Origin of the sequence: Mucilaginibacter phyllosphaerae (genome assembly GCF_004378255.1) — a bacterium.
GTDB lineage: Bacteria > Bacteroidota > Bacteroidia > Sphingobacteriales > Sphingobacteriaceae > Mucilaginibacter > Mucilaginibacter phyllosphaerae.
Genome location: NZ_SNQG01000006.1, coordinates 67,599 through 93,639 on the forward strand (window position 1 = coordinate 67,599; position 26,041 = coordinate 93,639).

Sequence of the window (26,041 nt, forward strand, 5' to 3'; positions counted from 1 at the left end):
GCTAATACCAAAAGTACGCTGTTTTTTTAACGCTATCGCGAGCTTTCAGCTCGTGATATAGCATACTGTCAGCTTTCAGCTGACGCAAGTTGAAAGCTTGAAATTTGCCCACTACGAGTTACGCTACGCTAAACCTGCGGGAGCGGATCGACGTTTAATATAATGTAAAGACGCGGTACTTCGCGTCTTTGCCGACAAAGATGCGTAATGGAGACGCGAAGTATCGCGCCTCTACGTTGATTATTGCGTTTGCCCGGCCAATAAATACAATACTGCCATACGGATGGCAACGCCATTTTCTACCTGATCTAAAATAATGGACTGCTTACTGTCGGCCACATCGCTTGTAATTTCTACACCGCGGTTGATGGGGCCCGGGTGCATTACGGTAATCTCTTTGTCCAGCGAATCCAATATCTGTTTGTTCAGGCCAAACATCATCGTGTATTCACGCAGGGATGGGAAGTATTTAATATCCTGCCGCTCCATCTGAATACGCAGCATGTTGGCTACATCGCACCAGTTGAGGGCTTTGATCAGGTTATGCTCCACCTTAACACCAAGCGAGCCAATGTATTTAGGGATAAGCGTTGTAGGGCCGCAAACCATCACTTCGGCGCCTAATTGTTTAAGGCAAAGTATGTTGGATAGCGCTACACGCGAATGCAGGATATCCCCTACGATCACTACTTTTTTACCGGCTACATCGCCATATCGCTCGCGGATAGAAAAAGCATCCAGCAAGGCCTGTGTAGGGTGCTCGTGCGCCCCATCCCCGGCGTTTACTATCTGGGCCTTTACGTGTTTAGACAAAAAGATACCTGCCCCGGCATACGGATGGCGCATTACCACCATATCCACTTTCATGGCCAGGATATTGTTTACCGTATCTATCAAAGTTTCGCCTTTACTTACCGATGAGGATGATGCAGCGAAGTTTACCACATCGGCAGATAGCCTTTTTTCGGCCAGTTCAAAAGAAAGGCGGGTACGGGTAGAATTTTCAAAAAAGATATTGGCTATGGTCACATCACGCAGTGAAGGCACTTTTTTGATCGGCCTGTTCAGCACGGTTTTAAAATTATCTGCTGTTTCAAATATCAGTTCGATATCTGAGCGGTTCAAATCTTTAATTCCTAATAAATGCCTTGTGCTTAATGCCATCTTTATTTTGAATTTCGAATGTTCAATTTCGAATTTATTATTTTTTTGTCTGTTTATTAGCTGCTATCGTGAGATTGCTTCGTTCCTCGCAATGACGCTTTAACTTTTATTAAAGTCCTCTCCTTTAGAGAGGATTTAGGTGAGGCTGTCAGATACCAAAACTATCCGGTCTTCTCCGTCGGTTTCCTTCCAACTTACTACTACTTTTTGTGAGGCAATGGAATCTACTTCGATGCCCACGTAATCTGCCGAAACGGGGATATGGCGCGAGTATCTTCTGTCTACCAGTGCCAGCAGTTCCACTTTTTCGGGCCTGCCAAAAGCCTGCATGGCATCCATGGCGGCACGGATGGTACGGCCTGTCCATAGTACGTCATCCATCATGATCACCTTTTTGCCTTCGATGATGAAATCTATTTTGGTTTGATTAGGCACCAGTGGCGAGCCCTGCCTGCGGAAATCATCGCGGTAAAACGTAATATCCAGGTCGCCTTGTTCTATTTTACTATCCGGTAATATTTTTCTTAATTCTTCGGCTACCCGTTTAGCCAGATATATGCCGCGTGGTTGTATGCCAATTAAAACAGAGCCGGAGAAATCGTTGTGATTTTCAATTAACTGACGACATAAACGCTGAATTGTAATTTGAAATTTTTGACCGTCGAGCAGCGTTAAGTTTTGCATCGTTTGGGTGGATTTGGGCAAAGTTAAAAAAAAATGGTGAGTAGAGAATAGTGAATTGTGATTAGTTAAAAAAACGGTCAGGTATATATTGGCGGTGAAGATACCGCCAATAAAGATAACCTCTTTCTCCTTGTGGCGGTGTCCTCACCGCCACTTTTCAATCTAAAACTTCCCTATTTGATGCTGTCCTCAATGCCGCTTTGATATATTGGCGGTGGGGACACCGCCAATAGGGAGATGGTGTATATAGTTACTCAGAAGTATCTTTCATCTGAAATTTAAAAGATAACCTTCTCCCCTATGGCGGTGGGGACACCGCCGCTTTTCAAATATAAAACTCTTCACTTTTTGACGCTGTCCTCAATGCGGCTTTGATATAATGGCGGTGGGGACACCGCCATTAGGTAGATGGTGGCACTTTTCAATCTAAACTATTTTTCCTTGTGGCGGTGTCCTCACCGCCCCTTTGATATATTGGCGGTGGGGACACCACTATTAGGGAGATGATGGCCACTTTTCAATCTAAAACGCTTCCCCTTGTGGCGGTGTCCTCACCGCCACTTTTTATTCTAAAACACGTCCATATAATGAGTTAACCAGCTAAATTTTCTATCCTCTAACTCATAAAATGAGCATGACGAAAAAAAGTAATCATTAGGGTCGTTAGTTAAATTCCAATGTTCCTGGAGGGGGTTAAGATGGATATAATCCAACTTTTGTTCTAACACCTTTCTGCTTTCCATGATTTTAGGCATCCCGTCGCTTTGCCAAAATTTGTGGTCACGGTCATTCCCATGCATCTTAAATTTTGCAAGTAACGGATCATTTGTATTTCTTAGCTCGTGCAAAAATTGATGCCCTGTAAATTTCATAAAACTCACGTAAGGCATTTCTTTTCCATTCATTGCAACATTTTCCCAAATGATATGGATGTGGTTATGCATTATTACAAAGCTGTAAATTTTTAATTTTTGTTTTTCTGAAAGATAGATGAGGATATCTAATATAAGGAATTTAAACTTATCGGTTTTGAGCAGGTGTATCCAATCGACTATAGCTACCGTGTAAAAATAAACAACACCTAATTCCATAAACTAATATAAGGATTTGGACAATAATAGCGCCCGGCATATTAACGGTAGGGAAATCACAAAAAAAGCCCCTCCGATTTACTCGGAGAGGCTTTTTAATATGTTAACTTAAAGATTAAACTTCTTCAGTTTCTTCTTCTTCAGCAGCTGCAGGAGCTTCCGGTTCTGCTTTAGCGGCAGCAGGGGCAGCAGGCTTTTTAGCCGCTTTGCTTTCTGCACCTTCCATCTGCTCTTTTAACTGAGCAAGAACGCTAAGATCACCTAAAGTTGATTTTTCTACTGAATCTTTAACTTTCTTAACCGCGTTGTTAGCAGATTTTGCTTCTTTTTTACGGTTTTCGAAATCCTGAACACGAGCATCAGCACGAGCTTCTTCCCATATACGTGAGTGTGAAATCACGATACGTTTGTTCTCTTTGTTAAACTCGATGATCTTGAATTCAGCTGTTTCTTCAGCTTTTACAGATTTACCATCTTCTTTAACCAGGTGTTTGGTTGGGCAGAAGCCTTCAACACCATAAGGTAAAGCTACGATAGCACCTTTATCAGTTACTTTTAATACCGTACCTTCATGTATAGAATCTATAGTGAAGATAGTTTCAAAAGTATCCCAAGGGTTTTCTTCCAGCTGTTTGTGGCCTAAGCTTAATTTACGGTTATCGATATCAAGCTCTAAAACTACTACGTCTAATTTTTCGCCAACCTTAGTAAATTCATTAGGGTGGTTTACTTTTTTAGACCATGATAGGTCAGAGATGTGGATCAAGCCGTCAATTCCGTCTTCCAGTTCAACAAACACACCAAAGTTGGTCATGTTTTTAACTGCGGCAACATGCTGTGTGCCAATGGCGTATTTCTCGCCGGCGTTTTGCCATGGATCAGGCGTTAATTGCTTAATACCTAAGCTCATTTTGCGCTCGTCGCGATCTAAGGTTAATACCTGAGCTTCAACTTCGTCGCCAACTTTCAGGAATTCCTGAGGATTACGCAGGTTTTGAGACCATGACATTTCTGACACGTGGATCAAACCTTCAACACCGGGGATAATTTCTAAGAATGCGCCGTAATCAGCAACAGTTACAATTTTACCTTTTACTTTAGAGCCGATAGTTAGATTTTCATCTAATGACTGCCAAGGGTGAGGCGTTAATTGTTTTAAGCCTAAAGCGATACGTTTTTTCTCGTCATCAAAATCCAGAACAACAACGTTGATCTTCTGATCCAATGCCAAAACTTCTCTCGGATGCTCAATACGGCCCCAAGATATATCTGTAATGTGCAGTAAACCATCAACACCACCAAGGTCAATAAATACACCAAAGTCGGTAATGTTTTTAACGGTACCTTCCAATACCTGGCCTTTTTCCAATTTGGCCACGATCTCGGTTTTTTGGTTTTCCAAATCGTCTTCGATAAGCACTTTATGCGATACCACAACGTTTTTAAACTCGTGGTTTATCTTAACAACTTTAAATTCCATTGTTTTACCAACGTACACATCGTAATCGCGTATCGGTTTGATATCGATCTGTGAACCCGGTAAAAAGGCTTCAACGCCCATAATATCTACAATTAAACCACCTTTAGTTCTGCTCTTAACAAAACCTGTGATGATCTCATCGTTATCCAGTGCAGAATTAATGCGCTCCCATGATTTTTGAGTTTTTGCACGTTTACGGGATAATACCAACTGTCCGTTAGCATCTTCCTGCGATTCTACAAATACTTCAACTGTGTCACCAACCTTAAGGTCTGGTGTATCACGGAACTCAGAAACAGATACTAAACCATCAGATTTAAAGCCAATGTTTAATACCACATCTTTGTTATTGATATTTACAACAGTACCGGTGATGATCTCGCCTTTAGTGATTGAACTGAATGTTCCGTCATAAAGTTTCTCTAATTGCTCACGGTCGCTATCGCTGTAGTTACCAAATTTTTTGTCATCAGCATCCCAGTCAAAATCCTGATCTGGTGTTGCTGCAATCTGTGACTTGATGTCCTCAATTGATATTGAATCAGCTTCTGATTCAATTGTTTCTTTCTCAGCAGTTGCCGTAACTGTATCCAGTTCGGCTTGCTTTGCTTTTAATTCTTTTTCTGCTTCTTGTTTTTTTGCCATTAAATAATTTTACTCCTTTTTCCCAACACTCGTTTGGGACTGCAAAGGTACGGATATATTTTTTACAGTTAAAAATAATTTTATTGTTAATTATTGAGTTTTAAGCACTTTTATAAAAAAACAATAACCAGGACAGAATTTAACATACATAAATGCTAAATACACTCATCTGTTGCAGAATAGCTGTTGAAATTTGAGCGATTACTTGGCAGAAGTATCAAGCTGCTGCCCTATCTCATCATAAATATCCATAAAGCTGTTAATTAATCCCAGGCGATAGTTAAGCAGGATACCCGTCATGCCGGCTTCTTGTTGCGGGGTAAAGGGATTGCGCCATACCCGCATGCAGATGCGTTTAAGCGCATAGGTAATCTGCTCTATATTAATATAGGTGTTTAAATAGCGGCTGCGCTTAAATTCTTCATAAAACTTAAAAAACACGTCAGAGTTTTTCAATCCGGCAAAAACCAAAAAATCGCGGATAACATCCGGCTCGCAATCATCCAGATGATCGTAAAATTGGCTTACGCTTATTGCATTGGTGGTGATAAGCAGGTTGTCCAGTATCAGTTCAATAGCTATATGGCCCAAAAAGAAAGGTTTAACCGGCGATTCTGTTATTACCGGGGCCAGTAAATTTTTCAGCGTGTGCGAATGGGTGAGAAAAAATTCTGCCGAGTGGAAATACTTGTCTACCAGTAAGTGTTTATTCCAGCCTTGTATAATGCCGTTTATATTGGGGTTGCTGTGCACCAGGTGTTCGGGATGGAGTATAATGGTTTTATCCGCATTTTTTAAAAGATCGGGCAGTACAGTACCTAATATAAAGTAGCAATTGGTAGTATCCCGGTCAAAATAGTAATGCGAAAGAAAATTCATAGGAGCAGCTGAAACATGTATGTGTTGCGAACAAATTACAAAAATAGGGCTAAATATAAAAGCCGTGCAACTTATATTTTAATATAATGACCGTTTAAATAACCATATCAATGTGTATGGATGTTGAATTTACAGATTGCCACATCCTTGTTAATTTGCATATTTGCACATTAGCACATTATATAATATGAACTTTGTTGAAGAATTACGCTGGAGAGGCATGCTGCACGATATTATGCCCGGCACCGAAGAACTGTTGAATAAAGGTATGGCTTCGGGATATATTGGTTTTGACCCTACTGCCGATTCGCTGCACGTGGGCCATTTAACCCAGATTATGACGCTGATCCACTTTCAGCGTGCAGGCCACAAGCCTTATGCTTTGGTCGGCGGCGCCACCGGCATGGTGGGCGATCCATCGGGCAAATCTGCCGAGCGTAATTTACTGAGCGAAGACGTACTGAACCACAACCTAAGATCTGTACAGGCCCAACTGGAAAAGTTTCTGGATTTTAATACAGGTGCTAACAGTGCACAAATGGTTAACAATTACGATTGGTTTAAGAATTTTACTTTTCTGGATTTTATCCGCGATGTAGGTAAGCACCTTACCGTTAATTATATGATGGCTAAAGATTCGGTTAAAAAGCGACTGGAGGGTGATACCGGCATGTCGTTTACCGAGTTTACCTACCAGCTGGTGCAGGGTTACGATTTTTACTACTTGTGGAAACATCATAACTGCGTTTTACAAATGGGCGGAAGCGACCAATGGGGTAACATTGTTACCGGTACCGAGCTGATCCGCCGTAAAGACCAGGGCGAGGCTTATGCCTTAACCACCCAACTGATCAAAAAAGCAGACGGCACCAAATTCGGCAAAACCGAAAGCGGTGCGGTTTGGCTGGACCCCGCCCGTACATCGCCCTACCAGTTTTACCAGTTTTGGTTAAACACTACCGATGTTGATGCCAAGGCCTATATTCGCATCTTTACCTTGTTTGAACGTGATATCATCGAGGCGATGGAGACAGAGCACGACGCAGCCCCACATACCCGCGTACTGCAGAAAGCACTGGCGAAAGATATTACCTTGCGTGTGCATGGCGAGGCCGGCTTTGAAAAGGCTATAAAATCTACCGAATTTTTATTCGGGAATACCGGCATCGAGTTTTTGAGCGAACTTAATGACGAAGAGATCCTGGCGATATTTAGCGGGGTGCCTAACTTTGCGGTTGCCAAAGCCGAAATTGAAGCAGGTATAAACGTATCTGATCTGTTGGCTGCAAAAACTGCCGTATTCCCCTCAAAAGGCGAGGCCAAAAAAATGATACAAGGCGGTGGTGTTGCTATCAACAAAGAAAAGGTTAACACGCCCGATGATGTTTATAATACATATAACCTGATCAACAACAAATACTTAGTAGCGCAAAAAGGCAAAAGAAATTATTTTTTAATTGTTGCAGAATAATTTGACAATACGACATTTGGTAATTATATTTGTGTAAATGTCGTATAAAATAAAACACACTGTAAAAAACGAGGTTAATGAACCTATGGCAATGTATATTACCCAGGCTTCATCAACACCGTTTTATAATTTATTAGGAGGCGCCAAAGCTGCTGCTACTTCCTCTGATTTTGATATCATTAAACTGGCGCGCCAGGGCTTTCCTAAAAAGGCACTGTTAGCTTTGGCTAAAAAAATATCCCTAAACATCCAGGAGTTAGCCAACATCCTGCACATATCAGAACGCACCTTGCAGCGTTACGATGATGATGCCATCATCAAAACAGAGTATGCCGAAAAGGCCGTAGAACTTGCCCGCCTGTACACTCGTGGCGAAGAAGTGTTTGGCTCGATGGATAAATTTAAGCTTTGGGTAAAAACCCCAAGCCTGATATTTAATGGCGAAGCACCTGTTACCATATTAGATACATCTGCAGGTTTTGATATGATTTTTAATGAATTGGGCCGTATAGAGCACGGTATTTTTGTGTAATGATACTTTACCGTATTGCTAACTGCAATTACATTAATAATCTTGACGGAGCCGGCGCACGTTTATATGGTGCCCGGTGGAACAGCAAAGGTAATGCAGCTGTATATCTTGCTTCATCCAGATCTTTAGCTGTCTTAGAAGTTTTGGTACACTTACAGCCATTAATTACTCCACCAAATTTTTGTATTGCGCAAATTGAGGTGCCCGATAACAGCATCCTTACGCTTGATGTAAAAACCTTACCGGATAACTGGCGGGATGCATCGCCACCGGCAGAATTAAAAACTTTGGGTAACCAATTTATACAGGAAACCCAACACCTGATGATGAAAGTACCTTCGGCTGTAGTGCCCGATGAATATAATTATCTGCTTAACCCCTGGCATGCAGACATAAAAAAGGTGAGCATTTTAAATACTCACCCTTTTACCTTTGATGACAGGCTGGTTTATTAAACACAGTTTGCAGCGCCATAAAAAAGCCCTTGCAGCATTAACTGACAAGGGCCCGGGTTTATAACTGACTGATTTATTATACTTAGTAAAATACCTGCTCAAACTGGTTTACGGCGTCTTTGCTCTCCAGGTTAGAGTGGCCCATTAAAAATTCATCTACCTTGCGGGCAGCCTCCCGGCCTTCTGATATCGCCCATACTACTAAAGATTGGCCGCGGCGCATATCGCCGGCTGCAAACACTTTACCAACGTTGGTGCGGTAAACGCCTTCTTTGGCTTTAACATTCTTTCGCTCGTCGAGCTCTACGCCAAGTTGCTGAAGCGTACCTTCAAACTGCGGGTTCACAAAACCCATAGCCAGGAATACACGCTGGCAAGGTATCTCGCGCTCGCTGCCTTCAACTTCGTTAAATTTAATTGGGCGGCCCATCACATCTATCTCCCAGCTTACATCGGTCACTTTAAGCGCCCTCAGGTTACCATCGGCATCGCCTAAAAATTCTTTGGTATTGATACCCCAAAAACGCTCAACACCTTCCTCGTGCGAACTGGTGGTTTTTAACACCATTGGATAGGTTGGCCATGGCATGTGCGGTGTGCGCTGCTCTGGCGGCTGCACCATTACCTCAAATTGTTTTACAGAACGTGCGCCCTGGCGGTTTGAGGTGCCCACGCAGTCACTGCCGGTATCACCGCCACCAATCACAACTACATCTTTATCTGTAGTTAAAATATCCTCTCCCTCTACAGCAATGCTGCCTACACGCTTATTTTGCTGTTTCAAAAAATCCATCGCAAAGTAAACCCCCTTAAACTCCCGGCCCGGGATAGGCAAATTACGCGGAATGGTTGAACCACCTGCCAGTACTACCGCATGGTGGTTACGTAACACCTCGTCGGCAGGAATATTTTTGCCAACTTCTGCATTGCATTTAAATTCAATACCATCTTCTTCCATTATCTGGATGCGGCGGTCTATCACCCATTTTTCCAGCTTAAAATCAGGGATACCGTAACGCAGTAAGCCACCGGGGCGGTCGTCGCGCTCAAATACAGTAACGCTGTGGCCTGCTTTGCTTAGTTGCGCAGCAGCAGCCAAACCAGCCGGACCAGAACCAATTACGGCTACCTTTTTGCCTGTTTTAATTAACGGGGCAACAGGTTTAACCATATTTTTAGAATAGGCTATCTCAATAATATGTTTTTCAATTTCTTCTATAGCCACCGCCGGTTTATTAATGCCCAACACACAGGCAGATTCGCATGGTGCGGGGCAAATACGCCCGGTAAACTCCGGAAAGTTATTGGTTGATGATAGTATCTGGTAGGCTTCGTCCCAGTTTTTGCGGTACACGGCATCATTAAACTCGGGGATAACATTGCCAAGCGGGCAACCCGAGTGGCAGAATGGTATGCCGCAGTTCATGCAGCGGGCCGATTGCTGGTTTAGCTTTTCGTCAGAATATAAACCAACAAATTCATTATAGTTTTTTACCCTTTCGGCAACAGGCGTTTTTGCGGGGAGTTCCCTGTTAAATTCCTGAAATCCTGTAACTTTTCCCATTGATGATATTTAGCTTACGGTTTGATATTCTAATTTTTCTAACACTTTTTTGTACTCTTTGGGGAATACTTTTACAAATTGCGATGAAGCCTTGCCCCAGTTTTTTAAGATGCTTTGCGCCAGCTTACTGCCGGTTAAGCTAACATGCTTTTTCAGCAATAGGGTAATCTGCTCTTCGTCTTTTAACGATAGCGGGTCCAGGTCAACCATTTCGGTATTGCAGTTTTCTGCAAAGGTACCGTTGGGGTTATAGATCCAGGCGATACCGCCACTCATACCTGCCGCAAAGTTTCTACCTGTTTCGCCCAGGATAAGTGCACGGCCACCGGTCATATACTCGCAACCGTGGTCGCCAATACCTTCTACAACGGTGGTAGCGCCCGAGTTGCGCACCGCAAACCTTTCGCCTGCCATACCCCTTACAAACAACTCGCCGCTGGTTGCGCCATACAAGGCCACATTACCTATCAGGATGTTGTCTTCGGGCTTAAATGTGGCGTTTGCAGCCGGATAAATGGCTAATTGCGCACCAGAAAGGCCCTTGCCTACATAATCATTCGCTTCGCCTTCCAATTCAAAAGAAATGCCCTTTGTGGTAAATGCGCCAAAGCTTTGACCAGCCGAGCCTTTAAATTTATAATTGATGGTATTATCAGGCAAACCTGCAGAACCGTAGATCTTTGAGATCTCGTTTGATAGCAGGGTACCGATAGTACGATTAACGTTGATCACATCAAAAGTTGCAAAAACCGGGGTTTTATCTTCCAGGGCCGCTTTTGCAGCTTTTAACAATTCCCAGTCGATGATCTCATCCATACCATGATCCTGTTTTTCGCTGTTGTAAAGCGTACTGCCCTTGGCAGTAGTAACCGGGTGCAATATGGCAGAAAGATTGATGGTTTTTGCCTTCCAGCTTTTTAAACCTTCTTTAACCTTCAGGAATTGTACGCGGCCTACCATCTCGTTAATGGTACGGAAACCCAGCTCTGCCATGATCTCGCGCAACTCTTCCGCCATAAAGCGGAACAGATTTACTACGTGATCCGGGCTGCCGCTAAATAATTTTCTTAATTCAGGATCTTGTGTGGCAACACCTACAGGGCAAGTGTTTAAATGGCATTTACGCATCATGATACAGCCACCGGCAACAAGGGCTGCAGTGGCAACGCCCCACTCCTCGGCACCCATCAGGGTAGCTATAGCCAAATCGCGGCCGGTTTTTAATTGTCCGTCTGTTTGCAATACTACACGGCTGCGTAGTTTGTTACGTACCAGCGTCTGGTGTGCTTCGGCCAGGCCAAGCTCCCAAGGTAAACCGGCATGTTTTACCGAACTTATGGGTGATGCACCTGTACCGCCATCATAGCCGGCAATCAGGATAACATCTGCATGTGCTTTGGCCACACCGGCTGCTATAGTACCTACCCCTGCTTTTGATACCAGCTTTACGTTGATACGTGCGGCGCGGTTGGCATTCTTCAGATCGAAGATCAGCTGCGCCAGATCCTCAATAGAATAAATATCGTGGTGTGGCGGCGGCGATATTAAACCTACACCCGGTGTAGAGTGGCGCGTTTTGGCTATCCAATCATCAACCTTGTGGCCCGGCAGCTGCCCGCCTTCGCCAGGTTTTGCGCCCTGCGCCATTTTTATCTGTAATTCATCGGCATTGCTGAGGTAGTTGGAGGTTACCCCAAAACGTGCGGAAGCCACCTGTTTAATAGCCGAGCGCATCGAATCGCCGTTGGCCATTTTCTCGTACCGCATTTCATCTTCACCACCTTCGCCGGTATTGCTTTTGCCGCCAATGCGGTTCATGGCAATGGCCATGGTGCTGTGCGCCTCGTGAGAGATAGAACCGAAAGACATCGCACCTGTTGCAAAACGGGTCATGATGTTTTCTATCGGCTCCACCTCATCAATGCTGATAGATTCGCGGTGGTGGGCAAAATCAAGCAAACCACGGATGGTGTAATGCTTATCTGCCTGCTCGTTTATTGCGGCAGCATAATTTTTATATACACTGTAGCTGTTGCTACGTGTAGCATGCTGTAATAAGTGTACGGTGGTTGGGTTAAACAAATGGGCTTCGCCGCGGCGTTTCCACTGGTAAATACCACCCTCCGGCAGTAAATGGTTCTCTGTTTTAGGGCTGTTAAAGCCTATTTTGTGTTTGCACAAAGATTCTTTAGCGATCTCGTCAAGCCCTAAACCTTCAATTCGGGTAACCGCACCGGTAAAGTAATGGTCTACCACTTCTTTATTCAAGCCCAATATTTCAAACACCTGCGAGCCATGGTATGATTGCAAAGTAGAGATCCCCATTTTGGAGAAGATCTTCAGCAAGCCGTCATTAACTGATTTTACGTAATTTTTAAATAGTGTTTTAAGATCAAGGCTGGTTTCTAACTGGCCGTTGTTCTTTAAAGTTTCGATAGTAGAAAGCGCCAGGTACGGGTTGATAGCGGTAGCACCAAACGCCAGCAAAGTAGCAAAGTGGTGTACTTCCCAAACGTCGCCGGTTTCGGCAACAATACCTACTGCACCACGGCGGCCTTTCTTGATCAGGTGGTGATGCACGGCAGATACGGCCAGCAGCATGGGGATAGGCGCATGCTCAGAATCGATTGCACGATCGCTTAAGATCAAAACCTCAAAGCCATCATCAACAGCATCTTCGGCATAGCGGCAAAGCCTGGCAATACCTTTTTGCATCGAACCCGCATTACCGTCTGCATTATAATACGTTTGCAGTGTTTTGGCATGGAATAACCCGGTATCTATCGAACGTAGTTTTTCTAACTGATGGTTTTTTAATATCGGGTGGTTAAGCACCACACAATGGCAGTGCATTTTATCTTCATCCAGCAAATTACCATTGTTACCGATAAAGGTAGCCAGGCTCATCACTAAACGCTCGCGGATAGGGTCTATCGGCGGGTTGGTAACCTGGGCAAAAAACTGTTTAAAATAGCTGGACAGATGCTGCGGTTTATCAGATAATATAGCCAGAGGCACATCGGTACCCATAGATCCTATCGGCTCCTTGCCATCCAAAGCCATTGGTTTGATAATGGTATCGATATCCTCGCGGCTGTAACCAAATACCTGCTGGTAGCGGTAAACAGCATCGGCACTAAGACTGGCGAATGACAAACGCGGCTCTGGCAATTCGCCCAAACGGATCTTGTAATTATCCAGCCAGGTACCGTATGGCTGCTGGCCGGTTATTTCCTTTTTAATTTCTTCATCGGTTATGATCTTACCTTTTTCGGTATCGATCAGTAACATTTTGCCCGGTTGCAGGCGGCCTTTGCGGATAACCGTGCTCTCATCAATTTTCAACGTGCCTGCCTCTGATGCAGCTATAACACGGTTATCATTGGTAATTACAAAACGCAGCGGGCGCAGGCCGTTACGGTCAAGCAGGGCGCCTACCAGTTTACCATCGGTAAAGCTGATGGCAGCCGGGCCATCCCATGGCTCCATTAAGGTAGCATGGTATTCGTAAAACGCTTTTTTAACCGGATCCATTTGCTCATTGCCGTCCCATGCTTCGGGTATCAGCATCATCATTACGTGTGGTAACGAGCGGCCGGTATGCAGCAGGATCTCGATAATATTATCCAAACAGGCCGAATCCGACTGGTTGTTATCTATCACCGGTAAAAGCATTTCCATCTCTTCGTTAGTGAAATAGGCCGATGCAAAGGATTTTACGCCCGAGTAAAACCAGTTAAGGTTACCGGTAAGCGTGTTGATCTCGCCGTTATGCGCAATTAAGCGGAACGGCTGGGCCAGTTTCCACGACGGGAAAGTGTTGGTTGAAAAACGCGAGTGGATCAAAGCCAGGCCAGATGTAACCCGCGGATCGGCCAGGTCAGAAAAATACTTACGCAACTGGTAGGTAGTTACCTGCCCTTTATAAATAATGGTACGGCAAGAGAAAGATGTAAAGTAAAAATGCTCGGCCGCTGCCGGTATAGTTTCGGTAACGGTTTTGTTGATATAGCGGCGTAAAACATACAGTTTACGTTCAAAATCATCGGCATTGGTAACGGCGCGCGGGCGGGCAACAAAAAGCTGTTCGCAGTCCGGCTCGGCCTGGCGGGCAGTTTCGCCAATTACAGATGAATCTACATTCAGCTTGCGGTAGCCCAACAGTTCAAAACCCAGTTTATCTACAGCAGCAGCAATAATTTTGCGGCTTGCCTTTTTCAAAGCTGGCTCTTTAGGAAAAAATAACATACCTACGCCGTACTCGCCGGGCTCGGGTAAACTAATTTCCAGATCAGAGCATTCTTCCATCAAAAATTCATGTGGCAACTGAATCAAAATACCCGCGCCGTCGCCGCTTTCGGGGTCGCAGCCGCATGCACCGCGGTGCTCCATATTCTCTAACATGGTAAGCGCATCGCTAACAATACTGTGCGATTTATGGCCGTTTATATTGGTAATAAATCCTGTTCCGCAGGAATCGTGCTCAAATTCCGACCTGTATAGGCCCTGCTGGTTACAATCAGTTTGATCCATTTTATTTATCCGCTTATTTAAGACGCGGGTAATAACGAAATTACCAAATTTTCATATTTTTATAAAATCGACGTTAATTTTTTTAAATTTATTAAAACAACAAGGTTTTTTTACAATTTAATTATTAAGTCGACAATAATCATCTACATTATATATGAATTTAATAATTATTAATGTTTATTTAATATGCACACATAGTAAATAACTTATTAACTATAATTTTGCTGAAAATTGAATTCTATCTATAATATTACAATATATGACCGAAAAAACTAAAGCGGTATTTTTAGACAGAGATGGCGTTTTAAACCGCGAAATGGGCGATTACGTTTGTAAACTGGAGGACTTTCATGTGCTGGATAATTTTGACGCGCTAAAAGAATTACAAAATCGTGGCTACCTGCTTTTAGTGGCAACCAACCAGGGCGGCCTGGCCAAAGGCTGGTATAACGAAACAGAACTAAACAAGATGCACGCCCACCTGAAACAGGTTTACCAGGAACATGGTGTAGAAATTACCGACTTTTTTTATTGCCCCCACCACCCCAACTTTAGCGGCGACTGCGATTGCCGCAAACCAAAACCGGGATTGCTTTTACAGGGGATAGAGAAATACAATGTTGACCCATCTAAATCATACTTTATAGGCGACCGCGAACGCGATGTGGAAGCCGGTACTGCTGCCGGTGTAAAAGGCATCCTGATCAACAGCGACCAGCCGATAAGCACCGTATTGGATCTGATAGATTAAAGGAAATAAAACATTTTAAAGCATACATCCTTTTATATGTTTTAAGCACTGCCGCAATTTGGACAAATTAAAAAACTACGATACGCTGCTGTTTTCGGCGATGGCATTTTATGCCATATACCTGTTTACCAGTTACAATGGTGCAGGTATCTCGCCCGACTCTATCATGTACACCAGCGCCGCCCGTAACTTTGTTGCAAACGGCAACCTGCATACCTTCAATCATATACCTATAGTTGATTTCCCGGTATTTTATCCTCTTTTTCTGGGCATCATCAGCTTTGTGAGCCAAACAGACCCGGTTGCCTTTGGCGCGGTATTAAACATGTTTATGTTTGCCACGCTGATATTTGCCAGCGGGTGGATCATGTCGCGCTTTGTGCCGTCATCACACATTTATAAGTGGCTGGTGTTGGCTGCCATTATTTTAAACCCGGGCTTGCTGCAGGTGTACTCCTACCTATGGTCAGAAACGTTGTTTATCCTGGAGGTATTGCTTTTTTTGATCGTTTTCCGGATGTATCTGCTTACCCATGCCGGTAAATGGCTTGTATTTGCTGCCGGCATAGCCGCCATAGCCTGTATAACACGCTACGCGGCCGTAACCATTGTAGGCACAGGCGGTTTATTATTATTGCTGGACAGAACCCTGCCTATCCGCAAAAAAACAGGCCATATACTGATATATGGTTTTGTTAGTATTTCGCTGCTGGTTGCTAATCTTACCTTTAATGCTTTACATACCGGCACGGTTACCGGCCCCCGCGAACCATCTATAACATCGTTTGGCAAAAACCTGTTCTACTTCGGCTCGGTATTCTGCGAGTGGATAGGGATACCACCAGGCATGTACCCCATGTTTGCAATGCCCCTTGCCATTATAATTTTACTTGGCTTTGTAGCTGCATTGGCATATAACTTTATACGCCGTAAACTAAATACCTTCGAAAACCTGGCCATCACCTTTGCGCTGGTTTATGGGTTATTTATTGTGTTATCGGCCACCTTTTCGCGATACGAACGGATCAACCCGCGGCTGTTATCGCCCATGTATATCCCTGCGTTGTGGGGCTATACCAGCTTAGGTTTACTGTTTATAAAAAAATTTGCAGCTAAAAATTTGCGCACGGCTGCAGCAGCTTTGTTTATCATTCTGATGCTGGGCTACATCACCCAGATATTTTTGATAGATAAACAACGCTATACCGACCAGATAGCCGACGATTACGGCAATCCCGGCTACACCGATAACGACTGGATGGAATCGGAATTTGCCAATTACCTTAAACACATGGATAAGGGGATCTTTGCACCTAAAGTTGGTATTTACTCGGATGCGCATGAAGCGGTATATTTCTTTTCGGGCATGTCATCCTACCTGGTTCCGCATAAATTTTTCAAAAAGGATGTAGAAAAATTTTACAAGATCAAACGCTTTTACCTCATTTGGTTCAATAATCTGGAAAATCCGGAACTGATCGATCTTAAGGAAATTAAAAAGATAAAAAAATTAAAGGTGATCAAACAGTTTGAAGATGGTGCGATATATGAGTATGACGGAGAGGATAGTCTGAGTCAGAATTGACAGAATTTTAGGATTTCCGGAACGGTAATAATTCCTATTCTAAAAATTCATTAATTCCGAAAATTCAAGTTCAAATATTTACATAAGCACTTATACATATTACCATTTTTATAAAAAATGATTGCTTATTTTATATTTTTAATAATCAATTTCATATAAAATTTTGATTTAATAATTCGATACCTATATTTGCAGCGCTCATCTATAGTTTACTATATAAAAAATGGAATTGTACAAACAACATCATCTTCATCTGCACCATCACCGTCCGGTGATGAATAGATAATGTATGTTTCTACGCGAAATAACAGCCCCCGTTTTTTTACTTTATAGTACACCCTTAAAATCAACTTGTGAAAACATTAAAAATAGCGATCCAAAAATCGGGTCGGCTCAACGAAAAATCCGTTGAATTATTAAAAAATTGCGGCCTTAATTTCGAAAATTATAAAAGCTCGCTTATCTCCCCCGTATCAAACTTCCCATTAGAAATTCTTTTTCTTCGTGACGACGATATACCCGAATATGTACAGGATGGCATTGCCGACCTGGGCATAGTTGGCGAAAACGTTATACAGGAAACTGAGGTAGAAGTTAGCTACCTGCAAAAACTTGGCTTTGGAAAATGCTCTTTAAAAATTGCTGTGCCAAACAATAATAGCATAACCGCTTTAGAGCAGCTTAACGGCAAAGCTATTGCTACTACCTACCCGGTTATACTGGGCAAATACCTGGCAGAAAAAAACATTACGTCAGATATCCGCACTATTTCAGGATCGGTAGAGATCTCTCCCGGCCTTGGTTTAAGCGATGCCATTTGCGATCTGGTATCAACCGGCGGCACTTTAAAAAGTAACGGGCTTGTTCCGTTTGCAGATGTAATGAGCAGCGAGGCGGTATTAATTGGCCAAAAAGGCAGCGAGAACGACGATTTGGTGCAGGAATTGATACAGCGTATCCAGTCGGTATTGCGCGCTAAGGAAACCAAATATGTGGTGCTGAATGTAGAACGTAAAAACCTGAATGCCGTTACCGCATTGCTGCCGGGTGTAAAAAGCCCATCGGTAGTGCCATTGGCAGAGGGCGATTGGGTGGCTGTACACACCGTTATCCCCGAGCGCGATTTTTGGGACCGCATCAGCCAGCTAAAACAAGCAGGCGCACAAGGCATTGTAGTAATGCCGATAGAGAAGATAATATTGTAAGCCCCACCCAAACCCTTCCCGAAAGGGAGGGCTTAATATGGTGGTGTAAATAAATAAAAAGTCTCCCCTATTGGGGAAGATTTAGAGGGGGCCTATGGAAACATTCAATTATTCAGATTTAAGCAAAACAGATATCGCCCGCCTGGTTCAGCGTAATGTTGACCCGGCGAATGAGATCCGTGCGTTGGTAGAGGATGTGATAGCACATGTTAAGCAACATGGCGACCGTGCACTTTATGATTATACGCACAAATTTGACAAGGTTGAACTGACCAGACTATACCTGGATAAAGCCGAACTGGAAGAAATTGCGAGTGCCGTATCAGAAGATCAGCAGGAAGCTTTGCAAACGGCTTATGCCAACATTTATAAATTTCATAAGGCACAGTTAAAAACTGAGGACAAGGTAGAAACCATGCCAGGTGTAACCTGCTGGCGTGAATTAAGGGCGATTGAAAAAGTAGGCCTGTATATTCCCGGCGGTACGGCGGTTTTGCCATCTACCTTTTTAATGCTGGGCATCCCGGCAAGAATAGCGGGCTGCAGCGAGATCGTAGTGTGCTCTCCACCCCAAAAAAATGGCAAGGTAAATGCATTTATAGCTTACGTAGCTTTGATGCTGGGTGTAAACAGGGTGTATTTAGTTGGCGGTTCGCAGGCTATTGCAGCCATGGCTTACGGTACCGAAACCATTAGCAGGGTTGACAAGATCTTTGGCCCCGGCAACCAGTTTGTAACCAAGGCTAAAACCATCATTCAATCTACCACAAGTACTGCTATTGATATGCCGGCAGGCCCGTCTGAAGTTTTGGTTATTGCCGATAAAACAGCCAACCCTGCTTATGTAGCTGCCGACCTGCTGGCACAAGCCGAGCATGGGATAGACAGCCAGTCGGTTTTGGTTTGTACTTCACAAGAAATTGCTGATAAAACGCTGGGTGAGGTGACAAAACAGCTTATCGTTTTGCCACGTGCTGAAATAGCTAAACAAGCTTTGGATAACTCTTACATCATCATCACAGGTGATTTGAATGAGGCCATGGATTTTAGCAACCAATATGCACCCGAGCACTTAATTTTAGCAACCGAAAGCTGGAAAGAGATAACCGGCAAGATCATTAACGCAGGTTCTGTTTTCCTGGGGAATTTAACCCCGGAGAGCGCCGGCGACTATGCATCGGGCACCAATCATACGCTGCCTACCAGCAGTTATGCCAGGGCCTATTCGGGGGTATCGGTAGATTCGTTTGTAAAGAAAATAACCTTTCAGTACTTAACGGAAGAAGGCATACAAAATATAGGCCCCTCTGTAGAGATACTGGCCGAAATGGAAGGGTTACATGCGCACAAAAATGCTGTGAGTGTGAGGATGAATAAATAAGTAACCATGTCATTGCGAACGGTAGCGTGGCAATCTTAGCATGTCCGCTTGTCCTATGAGATTGCCGCGTCGCTACGCTCCTCGCAATGACATATTGAATAAAGAATATCATGTTCGAGTTAAATAACATATTACGCCAAAACATTAAAAACCTAACCCCCTACTCTTCTGCAAGGGATGAGTACACGGGCGAGGCCAGCGTATTTCTGGATGCGAACGAAAATGCGTTTGGGTCGCCGTTAAGCAATGCCTACAACCGCTACCCCGACCCGATGCAGCACCAGTTAAAGTTGCGCCTAAGCAGTGTTAAAGGTGTACCTGCGCGCAACATCTTTTTGGGTAACGGTAGCGATGAGGCTATAGATATTTTGTTCCGCAGCTTTTGCAATCCCGGCGTTGATAATGTGATCATTGTACCTCCTACCTACGGCATGTATCAGGTATCGGCCAATATTAATGATGTAGAGGCCAAAAAAGTATTACTTACTGATGATTACCAGCTTAACCTGGAAGGTATTGCCGAAGCTATCGACAAAAACACCAAATTGATCTTTATCTGCTCGCCCAACAACCCGACGGGCAACTCTATCAACCGAGACGATATTGAAACCCTGCTGGCTAACTTTAGCGGCATTGTAGTGATCGATGAAGCTTATATCAACTACAGCCGTCAAAAAACTTTTATACAGGAGTTAACAGAATACGCTAACCTGGTAGTGCTGCAAACGCTATCCAAAGCTTGGGGTTTGGCAGGCTTACGTGTAGGGATGGCCTTTGCCAGCGAAGAGATCATTGAGGTGATGAATAAGGTAAAACCTCCTTACAATATTAACGAGGCATCACAGCTATTAGCGCTGGAAGCATTGGGGAATGTTGCTCAGGTAAATGAATGGATCAAACAGACTTTGCAGGAACGCGACAGCTTGGTATTAACCCTGAAAAAGCTTGATTTTGTACTGGATATTTATCCGTCGGATGCCAACTTTATCCTGGTAAAAACCACCAGCGCACGTGGCATTTACGACTTTTTGGTGCAGCACGGCATCATCATCCGCGACCGCTCTAAAGTAGAACTTTGCGAGGGTTGCCTGCGTATTACCATAGGCACACCTGCCGAAAATGAAACATTGATAACAACCCTACAGCAATACAAATAATAATGAGCAAGCTGCAAAAAGTACTTTTTATTGACCGCGACGGTACGCTGATTGAAGAAACACCTGATGAACAGATAGATTCGTTCGCGAAACTGACGTTTTATCCCGGCGCATTACAATACCTGCCAAAAATTGCTGCCGAGCTTGATTTTGAACTGGTAATGGTGACTAATCAGGATGGTTTAGGGACAGCAGTGTATCCCGAAGATACCTTTTACCCGGTGCATAACTTCATCCTGAAAACTTTTGAGAACGAGGGTGTGGTTTTTACCGACCAGGCTATTGACCGTACCTTTCCTAAAGATAACGCCCCTACCCGCAAACCGGCAACAGGCTTACTCACCAAATATCTGGACAAAACCAAATACGACCTTAAAAACTCCTTTACTATTGGCGACCGTAGGAATGATGTGCTGCTGGCTAAAAACCTGGGCGCAAAAGCCATCTGGATAAATAATCAATCGGGCCTGGGCGATCAGGAATTTAAGCAGGATGATGATATTACCCATGTAGTTGCCCTGCAAACCACCGAATGGAAGAAAATTTACGAGTTTTTAAAACTGGGCGAACGGGTGATAGAACATCGCCGCACCACTAAAGAAACAGATATATACATTAAGCTAAACCTGGATGGTACCGGCGAAGCCAAAGTATCTACCGGGCTTAACTTTTTCGACCACATGCTGGACCAGATTGCCCGCCATGGCGGTATCGATCTGGAAGTAACCGCTAAAGGCGATTTGCATATTGATGAACATCATACCATTGAAGATACGGGCATTGCTTTAGGCGAAGTTTTTGCTACTGCTTTAGGCAATAAAATGGGTATAGAACGTTATGGTTTTTGCCTGCCAATGGATGATTGCCTGGCACAGGCGGCGATTGATTTTGGCGGTCGAAACTGGATTGTGTGGGATGCCGTATTTAACAGAGAGAAGGTGGGCGATGTACCGACAGAAATGTTCTATCACTTTTTTAAATCATTCAGCGATGCTTCTAAATGCAACCTGAATATTAAAGCTGAAGGCCATAACGAACATCACAAAATAGAAGCTATATTTAAGGCCTTTGCCAAAGCCATAAAAATGGCCGTAAAGCGCGACGTTAATAAAATGGTTTTACCAAGTACAAAGGGATTGCTTTAGCCCCCTAACCCCCTAAAGGGGGAACAGAATTTTCATATGGTTGAAACTAATAAAGATGCTTTTCAAAAACTCCCCCTTCAGGGGGCCGGGGGCATAGGTATAATAAATTACGGTGCCGGGAATATCTTTTCGCTCAAGTCTGCTTTAGACAGGTTGGGCATTGCCTACGGCATGGTAAATACCGAGGCCGACCTGCAGCAGTACGACCGTTATATTATACCGGGCGTAGGCCACGCCGGTGCAGCCATGCACAAGCTGGAGCAAACTGGTTTAGTATCTGCCATAAAATCATTAAAAAAACCAACATTAGGCATTTGCGTAGGTATGCAATTACTAACCTCCTACAGCGAGGAGGGTGATGCAAACCTGCTGAACCTGTTCCCGATAAAAACACTTAAGTTTCCGAATAAGGACAATTTTAAGGTACCGCATACCGGCTGGAACCAGGTTTTTACAGAGAAAGAAAACCCGTTGTTTAAAAATATACCTGCCGGATCACACTTTTACTTTGTACATTCATACTTTATTGAGTATGATCAATCATTTACTTTATCATCAACCAGTTATATCAATAAATTTTCGGCATCAATTTGGCATGATAACTTTTATGGGGTACAGTTTCACCCCGAAAAGTCTGGCACTTATGGCGAAACATTGTTAAAAAACTTCTCAAATATTTAAATCATGTATATTATTCCTGCAATTGATATTCTTAATAAAAAGGTTGTACGCCTGCGCGAAGGCGACTACGAGCAGGTAACAGAGTACGACGTTACACTTGAGGAAATGATTGAAAGGTACCAAAGCAACGGTACAAATTTCATCCACATTATAGATCTTAACGGCGCTAAAAACGATTTCAGCAACCAGCAGTACCTGTTTGATGTGATCCGCAAAACAGATATGAAGGTGCAGTACGGCGGTGGTATCCGCAGTATTGATAAGGTTAAAGAGCTGATAGATGCCGGCGTACACCGCGTTATTGTAGGCACCCAGGCTATTACCAACCCAGGCTTTTTAGATGACCTGAGCCAGGCTATTTGCGGGCGCGACAAATGCAGCGACCAGGTAGTTATTGCCATAGATGTGCTGGACGAGGTGATCAAATACTCGGGATGGATGGAAAGCTCGCCCATCAAATTAATGGATTATGTGGATAAGTGCCTGGCGCTTGGTTTTTTCCGTTTTTTATGTACCGATATTAATAAAGATGGTAAACTGGGCGGTGCCGGTGTAGACCTGTACAGCAAACTGCTGGATCATTCTCCATTTATAAAACTCATCGCATCCGGCGGCGTAAGCTCTATGAAAGATATTGAAGAATTGAGCAAAATAAAGGTTGAGGCCTGCGTGGTTGGCAAAGCCATTTACGAAAACCACATCAGCATAGAAGAAATAAAAAACTGGAACTTAGAAAGTTTGATGTCGATATAGATACAAAGCCCCCTACCCCCCTAAAGGGGTAATTCAATATGAAAAATAAGATGTCTCAGGGCGCAGATTATCTGATTTTTAGAAATGCTGCACACCTTCGAAACGTTGCAACAGACGCCGAAAACTTATTGTGGCACTTTTTAAAAGGCAAACAATTGGGGGCTAAATTCAGGCGACAACATCCAATCGGCATTTACATTGCAGATTTCTACTGTCATGAGCATAAGATTATTATAGAAATTGACGGTAGTATCCATGATCGATTAGACGTCGCTGCTAATGACATCATCAGACAGCAAAATCTGGAGAAGGACGGTCTCAAAGTAATTAGGTTTTCAAATCAGGATATATTTACTCGTTTAAAACAAGTATTGGAAAATATAAAATCAAATTTCGGTTCCCCCTTTAGGGGGTTAGGGGGCTCCGGGCTCGCTAAACGTATCATCCCCTGCCTTGATGTTAAAGACGGCCGCACGGTTAAAGGTGTAAACTTTGTTGACCTGCGCGATGCCGGCGACCCGGTAGAACTGGCCTGGAACTATTCGCAGCAGGGCGCTGATGAACTGGTATTTTTGGATATTACCGCTACGGTAGAGCGCCGCAAAACCATGGTAGAGCTGGTAAAAGCTGTGGCCAGGCAAATTAATATCCCTTTTACCATTGGCGGCGGCATCAACGAAATTGCCGATGCAGACGCGTTGCTGAATGCCGGTGCAGATAAGATCTCCATCAATTCGGCTGCAGTACGCAACCCGGCCCTGATAGATGAACTGGCTAAAGCCTTTGGGGTACAATTTGTAGTGATAGCGGTTGATACCAGGGTAACAGGCGATAAAAACATCGTACACCTGAATGGCGGCAGGCTGCCGACTGAAAAACAAACATTAGACTGGATCATAGAAGCCGAAAGCCGCGGAGCAGGCGAAATACTACTCACCTCTATGGACCACGACGGTACCAAAGCAGGTTTTGATAACGGCCTGCTTAAGTTAGTTAACGATAAGGTAAACATCCCGGTGATAGCCTCGGGTGGCGCAGGGTCTGTACAGCATTTTGTGGATGTATTCCAAAAAACAAATGTTGATGCCGCGCTGGCAGCCTCGGTGTTTCATTATGGAGAGATCCTGATACCCGATCTGAAATCGGTTTTAAGAGAAAATAATATTGAGGTGAGGGTGTAAGAGCCTTACCCAAACCCTCCCCGAAAGGGAGGGCTTATAAATAAATTTAATAAATAACAATTATCAAGTTTCCCCTTTCGGGGGAGATTTAGAGGGGGCTTATGAACATCGACTTTAACAAAACAGACGGTTTAATACCCGTAATTATACAGGACGAGCAAACGCTTGAAGTACTGATGCTGGGATACATGAACCAGGAAGCTTACGATAAAACTGTACAGGAAAACGTAGTAACCTTTTTTTCCCGCTCCAAAAACCGTTTGTGGACCAAGGGCGAAACCAGCCAGAATTACCTGCATGTAAAAAGCATGCATATAGATTGCGATAACGATACCCTGCTGATAAAAGCAAAAGCCGACGGCCCGACCTGCCATACCGGCTCGCGCAGTTGTTTCCAAACGGAGTATAACCAAAACTTTTTAATGCAGTTGGAGAACATCATTGCCGATAGGTACGAAAAACCTACCGAGGAATCTTACATCAACAAACTCCGCAAAAAAGGCCTTAAAAAAATCACCCAAAAAGTGGGCGAAGAAGGTGTTGAGGTAGTGATAGCCGCCCTTTACGAAACGGAGGAAGAACTGGTTGATGAAGCGTCTGATCTGGTGTTTCACCTGTTGGTGCTGCTAAAAGAAAAAGGGTTAAATTTAGAGCGTATAGCCAAGAATTTAGAACAGAGACATAAGTAAGCCTATAGTCGATAGTCATTGATCCTGAGTAATTGGATTGGTGCTATAGCCTGTAGTCTATTGACCATCTACTATATGATCACCGTACACAAAGCAGCAGAACTTACCGGCCACAGCAACCCTATATTTAGCCTGGAGCTTTCTCAAAAGCCCGGTGTATTGTTTAGTGGCGGTAACGATAAAGGGCTGGTGGAATGGAGCCTGGAAAATAACTCTTTTATCAAGGTGATGTTCCCGGTAATGGCTTCTATCTATGCTATTCATTGCCCGGTTGGTTATCCGTTAATGTTTGCCGGCCTGCGCAGCGGCGAAGTACTGGTGTTTGATTTTATCGGGCAAAAGATCACGCACCGGTTAAGGCATCATATTAAACCGATATTTGATATTAAATCATCTGCACAAAAAGATGAGTTGTTGATAGCCTGCGAAGACGGTACCGTATCTGTATGGAGCCTTAAAACCCTACAATTATTGCACAGCATACCTGTATCTAACGATACCGTACGCTGCATTACCATAAACCCTGCAGAAAACAGGGTGGCATTTGGCTGCCGCGATAACCGTATCGTAATTTACGATCTGGAGGATTACAGCCTCATTAAAGCACTTATTGGCCATACTATGGCCGTGTTTTCACTCCAATATGCCCCTGCCGGAGATTATCTTATATCCGGCTCGCGCGATGCACAGGTAAAAATATGGGATAATAAAACCTATTCCCTGCTGCAAAACATACCTGCCCACCTCTTCGCGGTAAACCACATTGCCTTTCATCCTACCCGCCCTTATTTTGCAACGGCAAGTATGGATAAAAGCATTAAAATTTGGGATGCCATTGATTTTAAACTTCGTAAGATCATCAGCCGTGAAAAGGGCTACGCTTCCCATGCGTTATCCGTCAACAAAATTGCCTGGAATGGCGATCAGCTGATATCTACCGGGGATGATAAAAACATTATGATCTGGGCTGTTTCATTCTAAAAGTCCCGACACGCCACAATTAATCATTAGTTAT

21 protein-coding genes are annotated in these 26,041 nt (G+C 43.8%); 14 read left to right on the forward strand and 7 right to left on the reverse strand.

Going from position 1 to position 26,041, the window contains the following annotated elements:
- Positions 1 to 240: 240 nt before the first annotated feature.
- The 5 genes from E2R65_RS16125 to E2R65_RS16145 all read right to left on the reverse strand — a co-directional run bounded on the left by E2R65_RS16125 (position 241) and on the right by E2R65_RS16145 (position 5,943).
- Positions 241 to 1,164, reverse strand: coding sequence for an aspartate carbamoyltransferase catalytic subunit (locus E2R65_RS16125; RefSeq protein WP_134337522.1), 924 nt, complete (start codon positions 1,162 to 1,164; stop codon positions 241 to 243).
- Positions 1,165 to 1,299: 135 nt separating this feature from the next.
- Positions 1,300 to 1,848, reverse strand: a complete 549-nt coding sequence (pyrR, locus tag E2R65_RS16130; RefSeq protein ID WP_134337523.1) for a bifunctional pyr operon transcriptional regulator/uracil phosphoribosyltransferase PyrR — start codon at positions 1,846 to 1,848, stop codon at positions 1,300 to 1,302.
- Positions 1,849 to 2,417: 569 nt separating this feature from the next.
- Positions 2,418 to 2,939 carry a transposase gene (locus E2R65_RS16135; protein ID WP_134337524.1) on the reverse strand — a complete coding sequence of 174 codons (522 nt, stop codon included), beginning with the start codon at positions 2,937 to 2,939 and terminating at the stop codon, positions 2,418 to 2,420.
- Between the two features lie 115 nt (positions 2,940 to 3,054).
- Positions 3,055 to 5,064 carry a 30S ribosomal protein S1 gene (gene rpsA / locus E2R65_RS16140; protein WP_134337525.1) on the reverse strand — a complete coding sequence of 670 codons (2,010 nt, stop codon included), beginning with the start codon at positions 5,062 to 5,064 and terminating at the stop codon, positions 3,055 to 3,057.
- Between the two features lie 201 nt (positions 5,065 to 5,265).
- On the reverse strand, positions 5,266 to 5,943 hold the full coding sequence (locus tag E2R65_RS16145) for a hypothetical protein (RefSeq protein ID WP_134337526.1): 678 nt from the start codon (positions 5,941 to 5,943) through the stop codon (positions 5,266 to 5,268).
- 187 nt (positions 5,944 to 6,130) lie between these two features.
- Here E2R65_RS16145 and tyrS point away from each other — a divergent pair, with 187 nt between their 5' ends.
- From tyrS to E2R65_RS16160, 3 genes are read left to right on the forward strand one after another with little or no spacing between them, the layout of a single operon-like run.
- Positions 6,131 to 7,414 (forward strand): tyrosine--tRNA ligase, encoded by a 1,284-nt coding sequence (gene tyrS / locus E2R65_RS16150; protein ID WP_134337527.1) that lies wholly within the window; start codon positions 6,131 to 6,133, stop codon positions 7,412 to 7,414.
- A gap of 37 nt (positions 7,415 to 7,451) precedes the next feature.
- Entirely contained in the window at positions 7,452 to 7,946 is a 495-nt protein-coding gene (gene parS, locus E2R65_RS16155) for a type II RES/Xre toxin-antitoxin system antitoxin (RefSeq protein WP_229704682.1), read from the forward strand.
- Positions 7,946 to 8,401: an RES family NAD+ phosphorylase gene (locus E2R65_RS16160; protein WP_134337528.1), complete on the forward strand. Its 456-nt coding sequence runs from the start codon at positions 7,946 to 7,948 to the stop codon at positions 8,399 to 8,401. Before parS ends, E2R65_RS16160 begins: the two co-directional genes overlap by 1 nt.
- Before the next feature lie 82 nt (positions 8,402 to 8,483).
- Here E2R65_RS16160 and E2R65_RS16165 read toward each other — a convergent pair whose 3' ends face one another.
- Positions 8,484 to 9,965, reverse strand: a complete 1,482-nt coding sequence (locus E2R65_RS16165) for a glutamate synthase subunit beta (protein ID WP_134337529.1) — start codon at positions 9,963 to 9,965, stop codon at positions 8,484 to 8,486.
- A gap of 9 nt (positions 9,966 to 9,974) precedes the next feature.
- A complete protein-coding gene (gene gltB, locus E2R65_RS16170) occupies positions 9,975 to 14,498 on the reverse strand; it encodes a glutamate synthase large subunit (RefSeq protein ID WP_134337530.1) in 4,524 nt (1,507 codons plus the stop codon).
- 259 nt (positions 14,499 to 14,757) lie between these two features.
- Here gltB and E2R65_RS16175 point away from each other — a divergent pair, with 259 nt between their 5' ends.
- The 11 genes from E2R65_RS16175 (at position 14,758) to E2R65_RS16225 (ending at position 26,007) form a co-directional block, all read left to right on the forward strand.
- The gene (locus tag E2R65_RS16175; protein ID WP_134337531.1) at positions 14,758 to 15,249 is read left to right on the forward strand and encodes a D-glycero-alpha-D-manno-heptose-1,7-bisphosphate 7-phosphatase; all 492 of its coding nucleotides are present in this window, start codon (positions 14,758 to 14,760) and stop codon (positions 15,247 to 15,249) included.
- A gap of 58 nt (positions 15,250 to 15,307) precedes the next feature.
- A complete protein-coding gene (locus E2R65_RS16180) occupies positions 15,308 to 16,834 on the forward strand; it encodes a hypothetical protein (RefSeq protein WP_134337532.1) in 1,527 nt (508 codons plus the stop codon).
- Positions 16,835 to 17,187: 353 nt separating this feature from the next.
- Positions 17,188 to 18,039 carry an ATP phosphoribosyltransferase gene (gene hisG, locus E2R65_RS16185; RefSeq protein WP_134337533.1) on the forward strand — a complete coding sequence of 284 codons (852 nt, stop codon included), beginning with the start codon at positions 17,188 to 17,190 and terminating at the stop codon, positions 18,037 to 18,039.
- A 94-nt stretch (positions 18,040 to 18,133) separates the two neighbouring features.
- Entirely contained in the window at positions 18,134 to 19,420 is a 1,287-nt protein-coding gene (gene hisD / locus E2R65_RS16190) for a histidinol dehydrogenase (protein WP_134337534.1), read from the forward strand.
- Positions 19,421 to 19,530: 110 nt separating this feature from the next.
- Complete coding sequence (gene hisC, locus E2R65_RS16195) at positions 19,531 to 20,577, forward strand: histidinol-phosphate transaminase (protein ID WP_134337535.1); 1,047 nt, start codon at positions 19,531 to 19,533, stop codon at positions 20,575 to 20,577.
- 2 nt (positions 20,578 to 20,579) lie between these two features.
- Entirely contained in the window at positions 20,580 to 21,722 is a 1,143-nt protein-coding gene (gene hisB / locus E2R65_RS16200; RefSeq protein ID WP_204986324.1) for a bifunctional histidinol-phosphatase/imidazoleglycerol-phosphate dehydratase HisB, read from the forward strand.
- A gap of 36 nt (positions 21,723 to 21,758) precedes the next feature.
- Entirely contained in the window at positions 21,759 to 22,403 is a 645-nt protein-coding gene (hisH, locus tag E2R65_RS16205) for an imidazole glycerol phosphate synthase subunit HisH (RefSeq protein WP_134337536.1), read from the forward strand.
- A gap of 3 nt (positions 22,404 to 22,406) precedes the next feature.
- Positions 22,407 to 23,156 carry a 1-(5-phosphoribosyl)-5-[(5-phosphoribosylamino)methylideneamino]imidazole-4-carboxamide isomerase gene (locus E2R65_RS16210; protein WP_134337537.1) on the forward strand — a complete coding sequence of 250 codons (750 nt, stop codon included), beginning with the start codon at positions 22,407 to 22,409 and terminating at the stop codon, positions 23,154 to 23,156.
- Positions 23,157 to 23,206: 50 nt separating this feature from the next.
- Entirely contained in the window at positions 23,207 to 24,337 is a 1,131-nt protein-coding gene (gene hisF / locus E2R65_RS16215; protein ID WP_134337711.1) for an imidazole glycerol phosphate synthase subunit HisF, read from the forward strand.
- Positions 24,338 to 24,438: 101 nt separating this feature from the next.
- Positions 24,439 to 25,026 (forward strand): bifunctional phosphoribosyl-AMP cyclohydrolase/phosphoribosyl-ATP diphosphatase HisIE, encoded by a 588-nt coding sequence (hisIE, locus tag E2R65_RS16220; protein WP_134337538.1) that lies wholly within the window; start codon positions 24,439 to 24,441, stop codon positions 25,024 to 25,026.
- Between the two features lie 75 nt (positions 25,027 to 25,101).
- Positions 25,102 to 26,007 carry a WD40 repeat domain-containing protein gene (locus tag E2R65_RS16225; protein WP_134337539.1) on the forward strand — a complete coding sequence of 302 codons (906 nt, stop codon included), beginning with the start codon at positions 25,102 to 25,104 and terminating at the stop codon, positions 26,005 to 26,007.
- Positions 26,008 to 26,041: the final 34 nt, after the last annotated feature.

Excerpts from the sequence above, each read along its gene's own strand:
- E2R65_RS16145 (WP_134337526.1), bottom strand. The coding sequence starts at position 5,943 with ATGAATTTTCTTTCGCATTACTATTTTGACCGGGATACTACCAATTGC.
- pyrR (WP_134337523.1), bottom strand. The coding sequence starts at position 1,848 with ATGCAAAACTTAACGCTGCTCGACGGTCAAAAATTTCAAATTACAATT.
- hisIE (WP_134337538.1), top strand. The coding sequence starts at position 24,439 with ATGAACATCGACTTTAACAAAACAGACGGTTTAATACCCGTAATTATA.
- hisH (WP_134337536.1), top strand. The coding sequence starts at position 21,759 with ATGGTTGAAACTAATAAAGATGCTTTTCAAAAACTCCCCCTTCAGGGG.
- tyrS (WP_134337527.1), top strand. The coding sequence starts at position 6,131 with ATGAACTTTGTTGAAGAATTACGCTGGAGAGGCATGCTGCACGATATT.
- gltB (WP_134337530.1), bottom strand. The coding sequence starts at position 14,498 with ATGGATCAAACTGATTGTAACCAGCAGGGCCTATACAGGTCGGAATTT.
- E2R65_RS16175 (WP_134337531.1), top strand. The coding sequence starts at position 14,758 with ATGACCGAAAAAACTAAAGCGGTATTTTTAGACAGAGATGGCGTTTTA.
- hisF (WP_134337711.1), top strand. The coding sequence starts at position 23,207 with ATGTCTCAGGGCGCAGATTATCTGATTTTTAGAAATGCTGCACACCTT.
- hisC (WP_134337535.1), top strand. The coding sequence starts at position 19,531 with ATGTTCGAGTTAAATAACATATTACGCCAAAACATTAAAAACCTAACC.
- E2R65_RS16160 (WP_134337528.1), top strand. The coding sequence starts at position 7,946 with ATGATACTTTACCGTATTGCTAACTGCAATTACATTAATAATCTTGAC.
- E2R65_RS16165 (WP_134337529.1), bottom strand. The coding sequence starts at position 9,965 with ATGGGAAAAGTTACAGGATTTCAGGAATTTAACAGGGAACTCCCCGCA.
- E2R65_RS16125 (WP_134337522.1), bottom strand. The coding sequence starts at position 1,164 with ATGGCATTAAGCACAAGGCATTTATTAGGAATTAAAGATTTGAACCGC.
- E2R65_RS16225 (WP_134337539.1), top strand. The coding sequence starts at position 25,102 with ATGATCACCGTACACAAAGCAGCAGAACTTACCGGCCACAGCAACCCT.
- parS (WP_229704682.1), top strand. The coding sequence starts at position 7,452 with ATGTCGTATAAAATAAAACACACTGTAAAAAACGAGGTTAATGAACCT.
- hisD (WP_134337534.1), top strand. The coding sequence starts at position 18,134 with ATGGAAACATTCAATTATTCAGATTTAAGCAAAACAGATATCGCCCGC.
- E2R65_RS16210 (WP_134337537.1), top strand. The coding sequence starts at position 22,407 with ATGTATATTATTCCTGCAATTGATATTCTTAATAAAAAGGTTGTACGC.
- hisB (WP_204986324.1), top strand. The coding sequence starts at position 20,580 with ATGAGCAAGCTGCAAAAAGTACTTTTTATTGACCGCGACGGTACGCTG.
- rpsA (WP_134337525.1), bottom strand. The coding sequence starts at position 5,064 with ATGGCAAAAAAACAAGAAGCAGAAAAAGAATTAAAAGCAAAGCAAGCC.
- E2R65_RS16135 (WP_134337524.1), bottom strand. The coding sequence starts at position 2,939 with ATGGAATTAGGTGTTGTTTATTTTTACACGGTAGCTATAGTCGATTGG.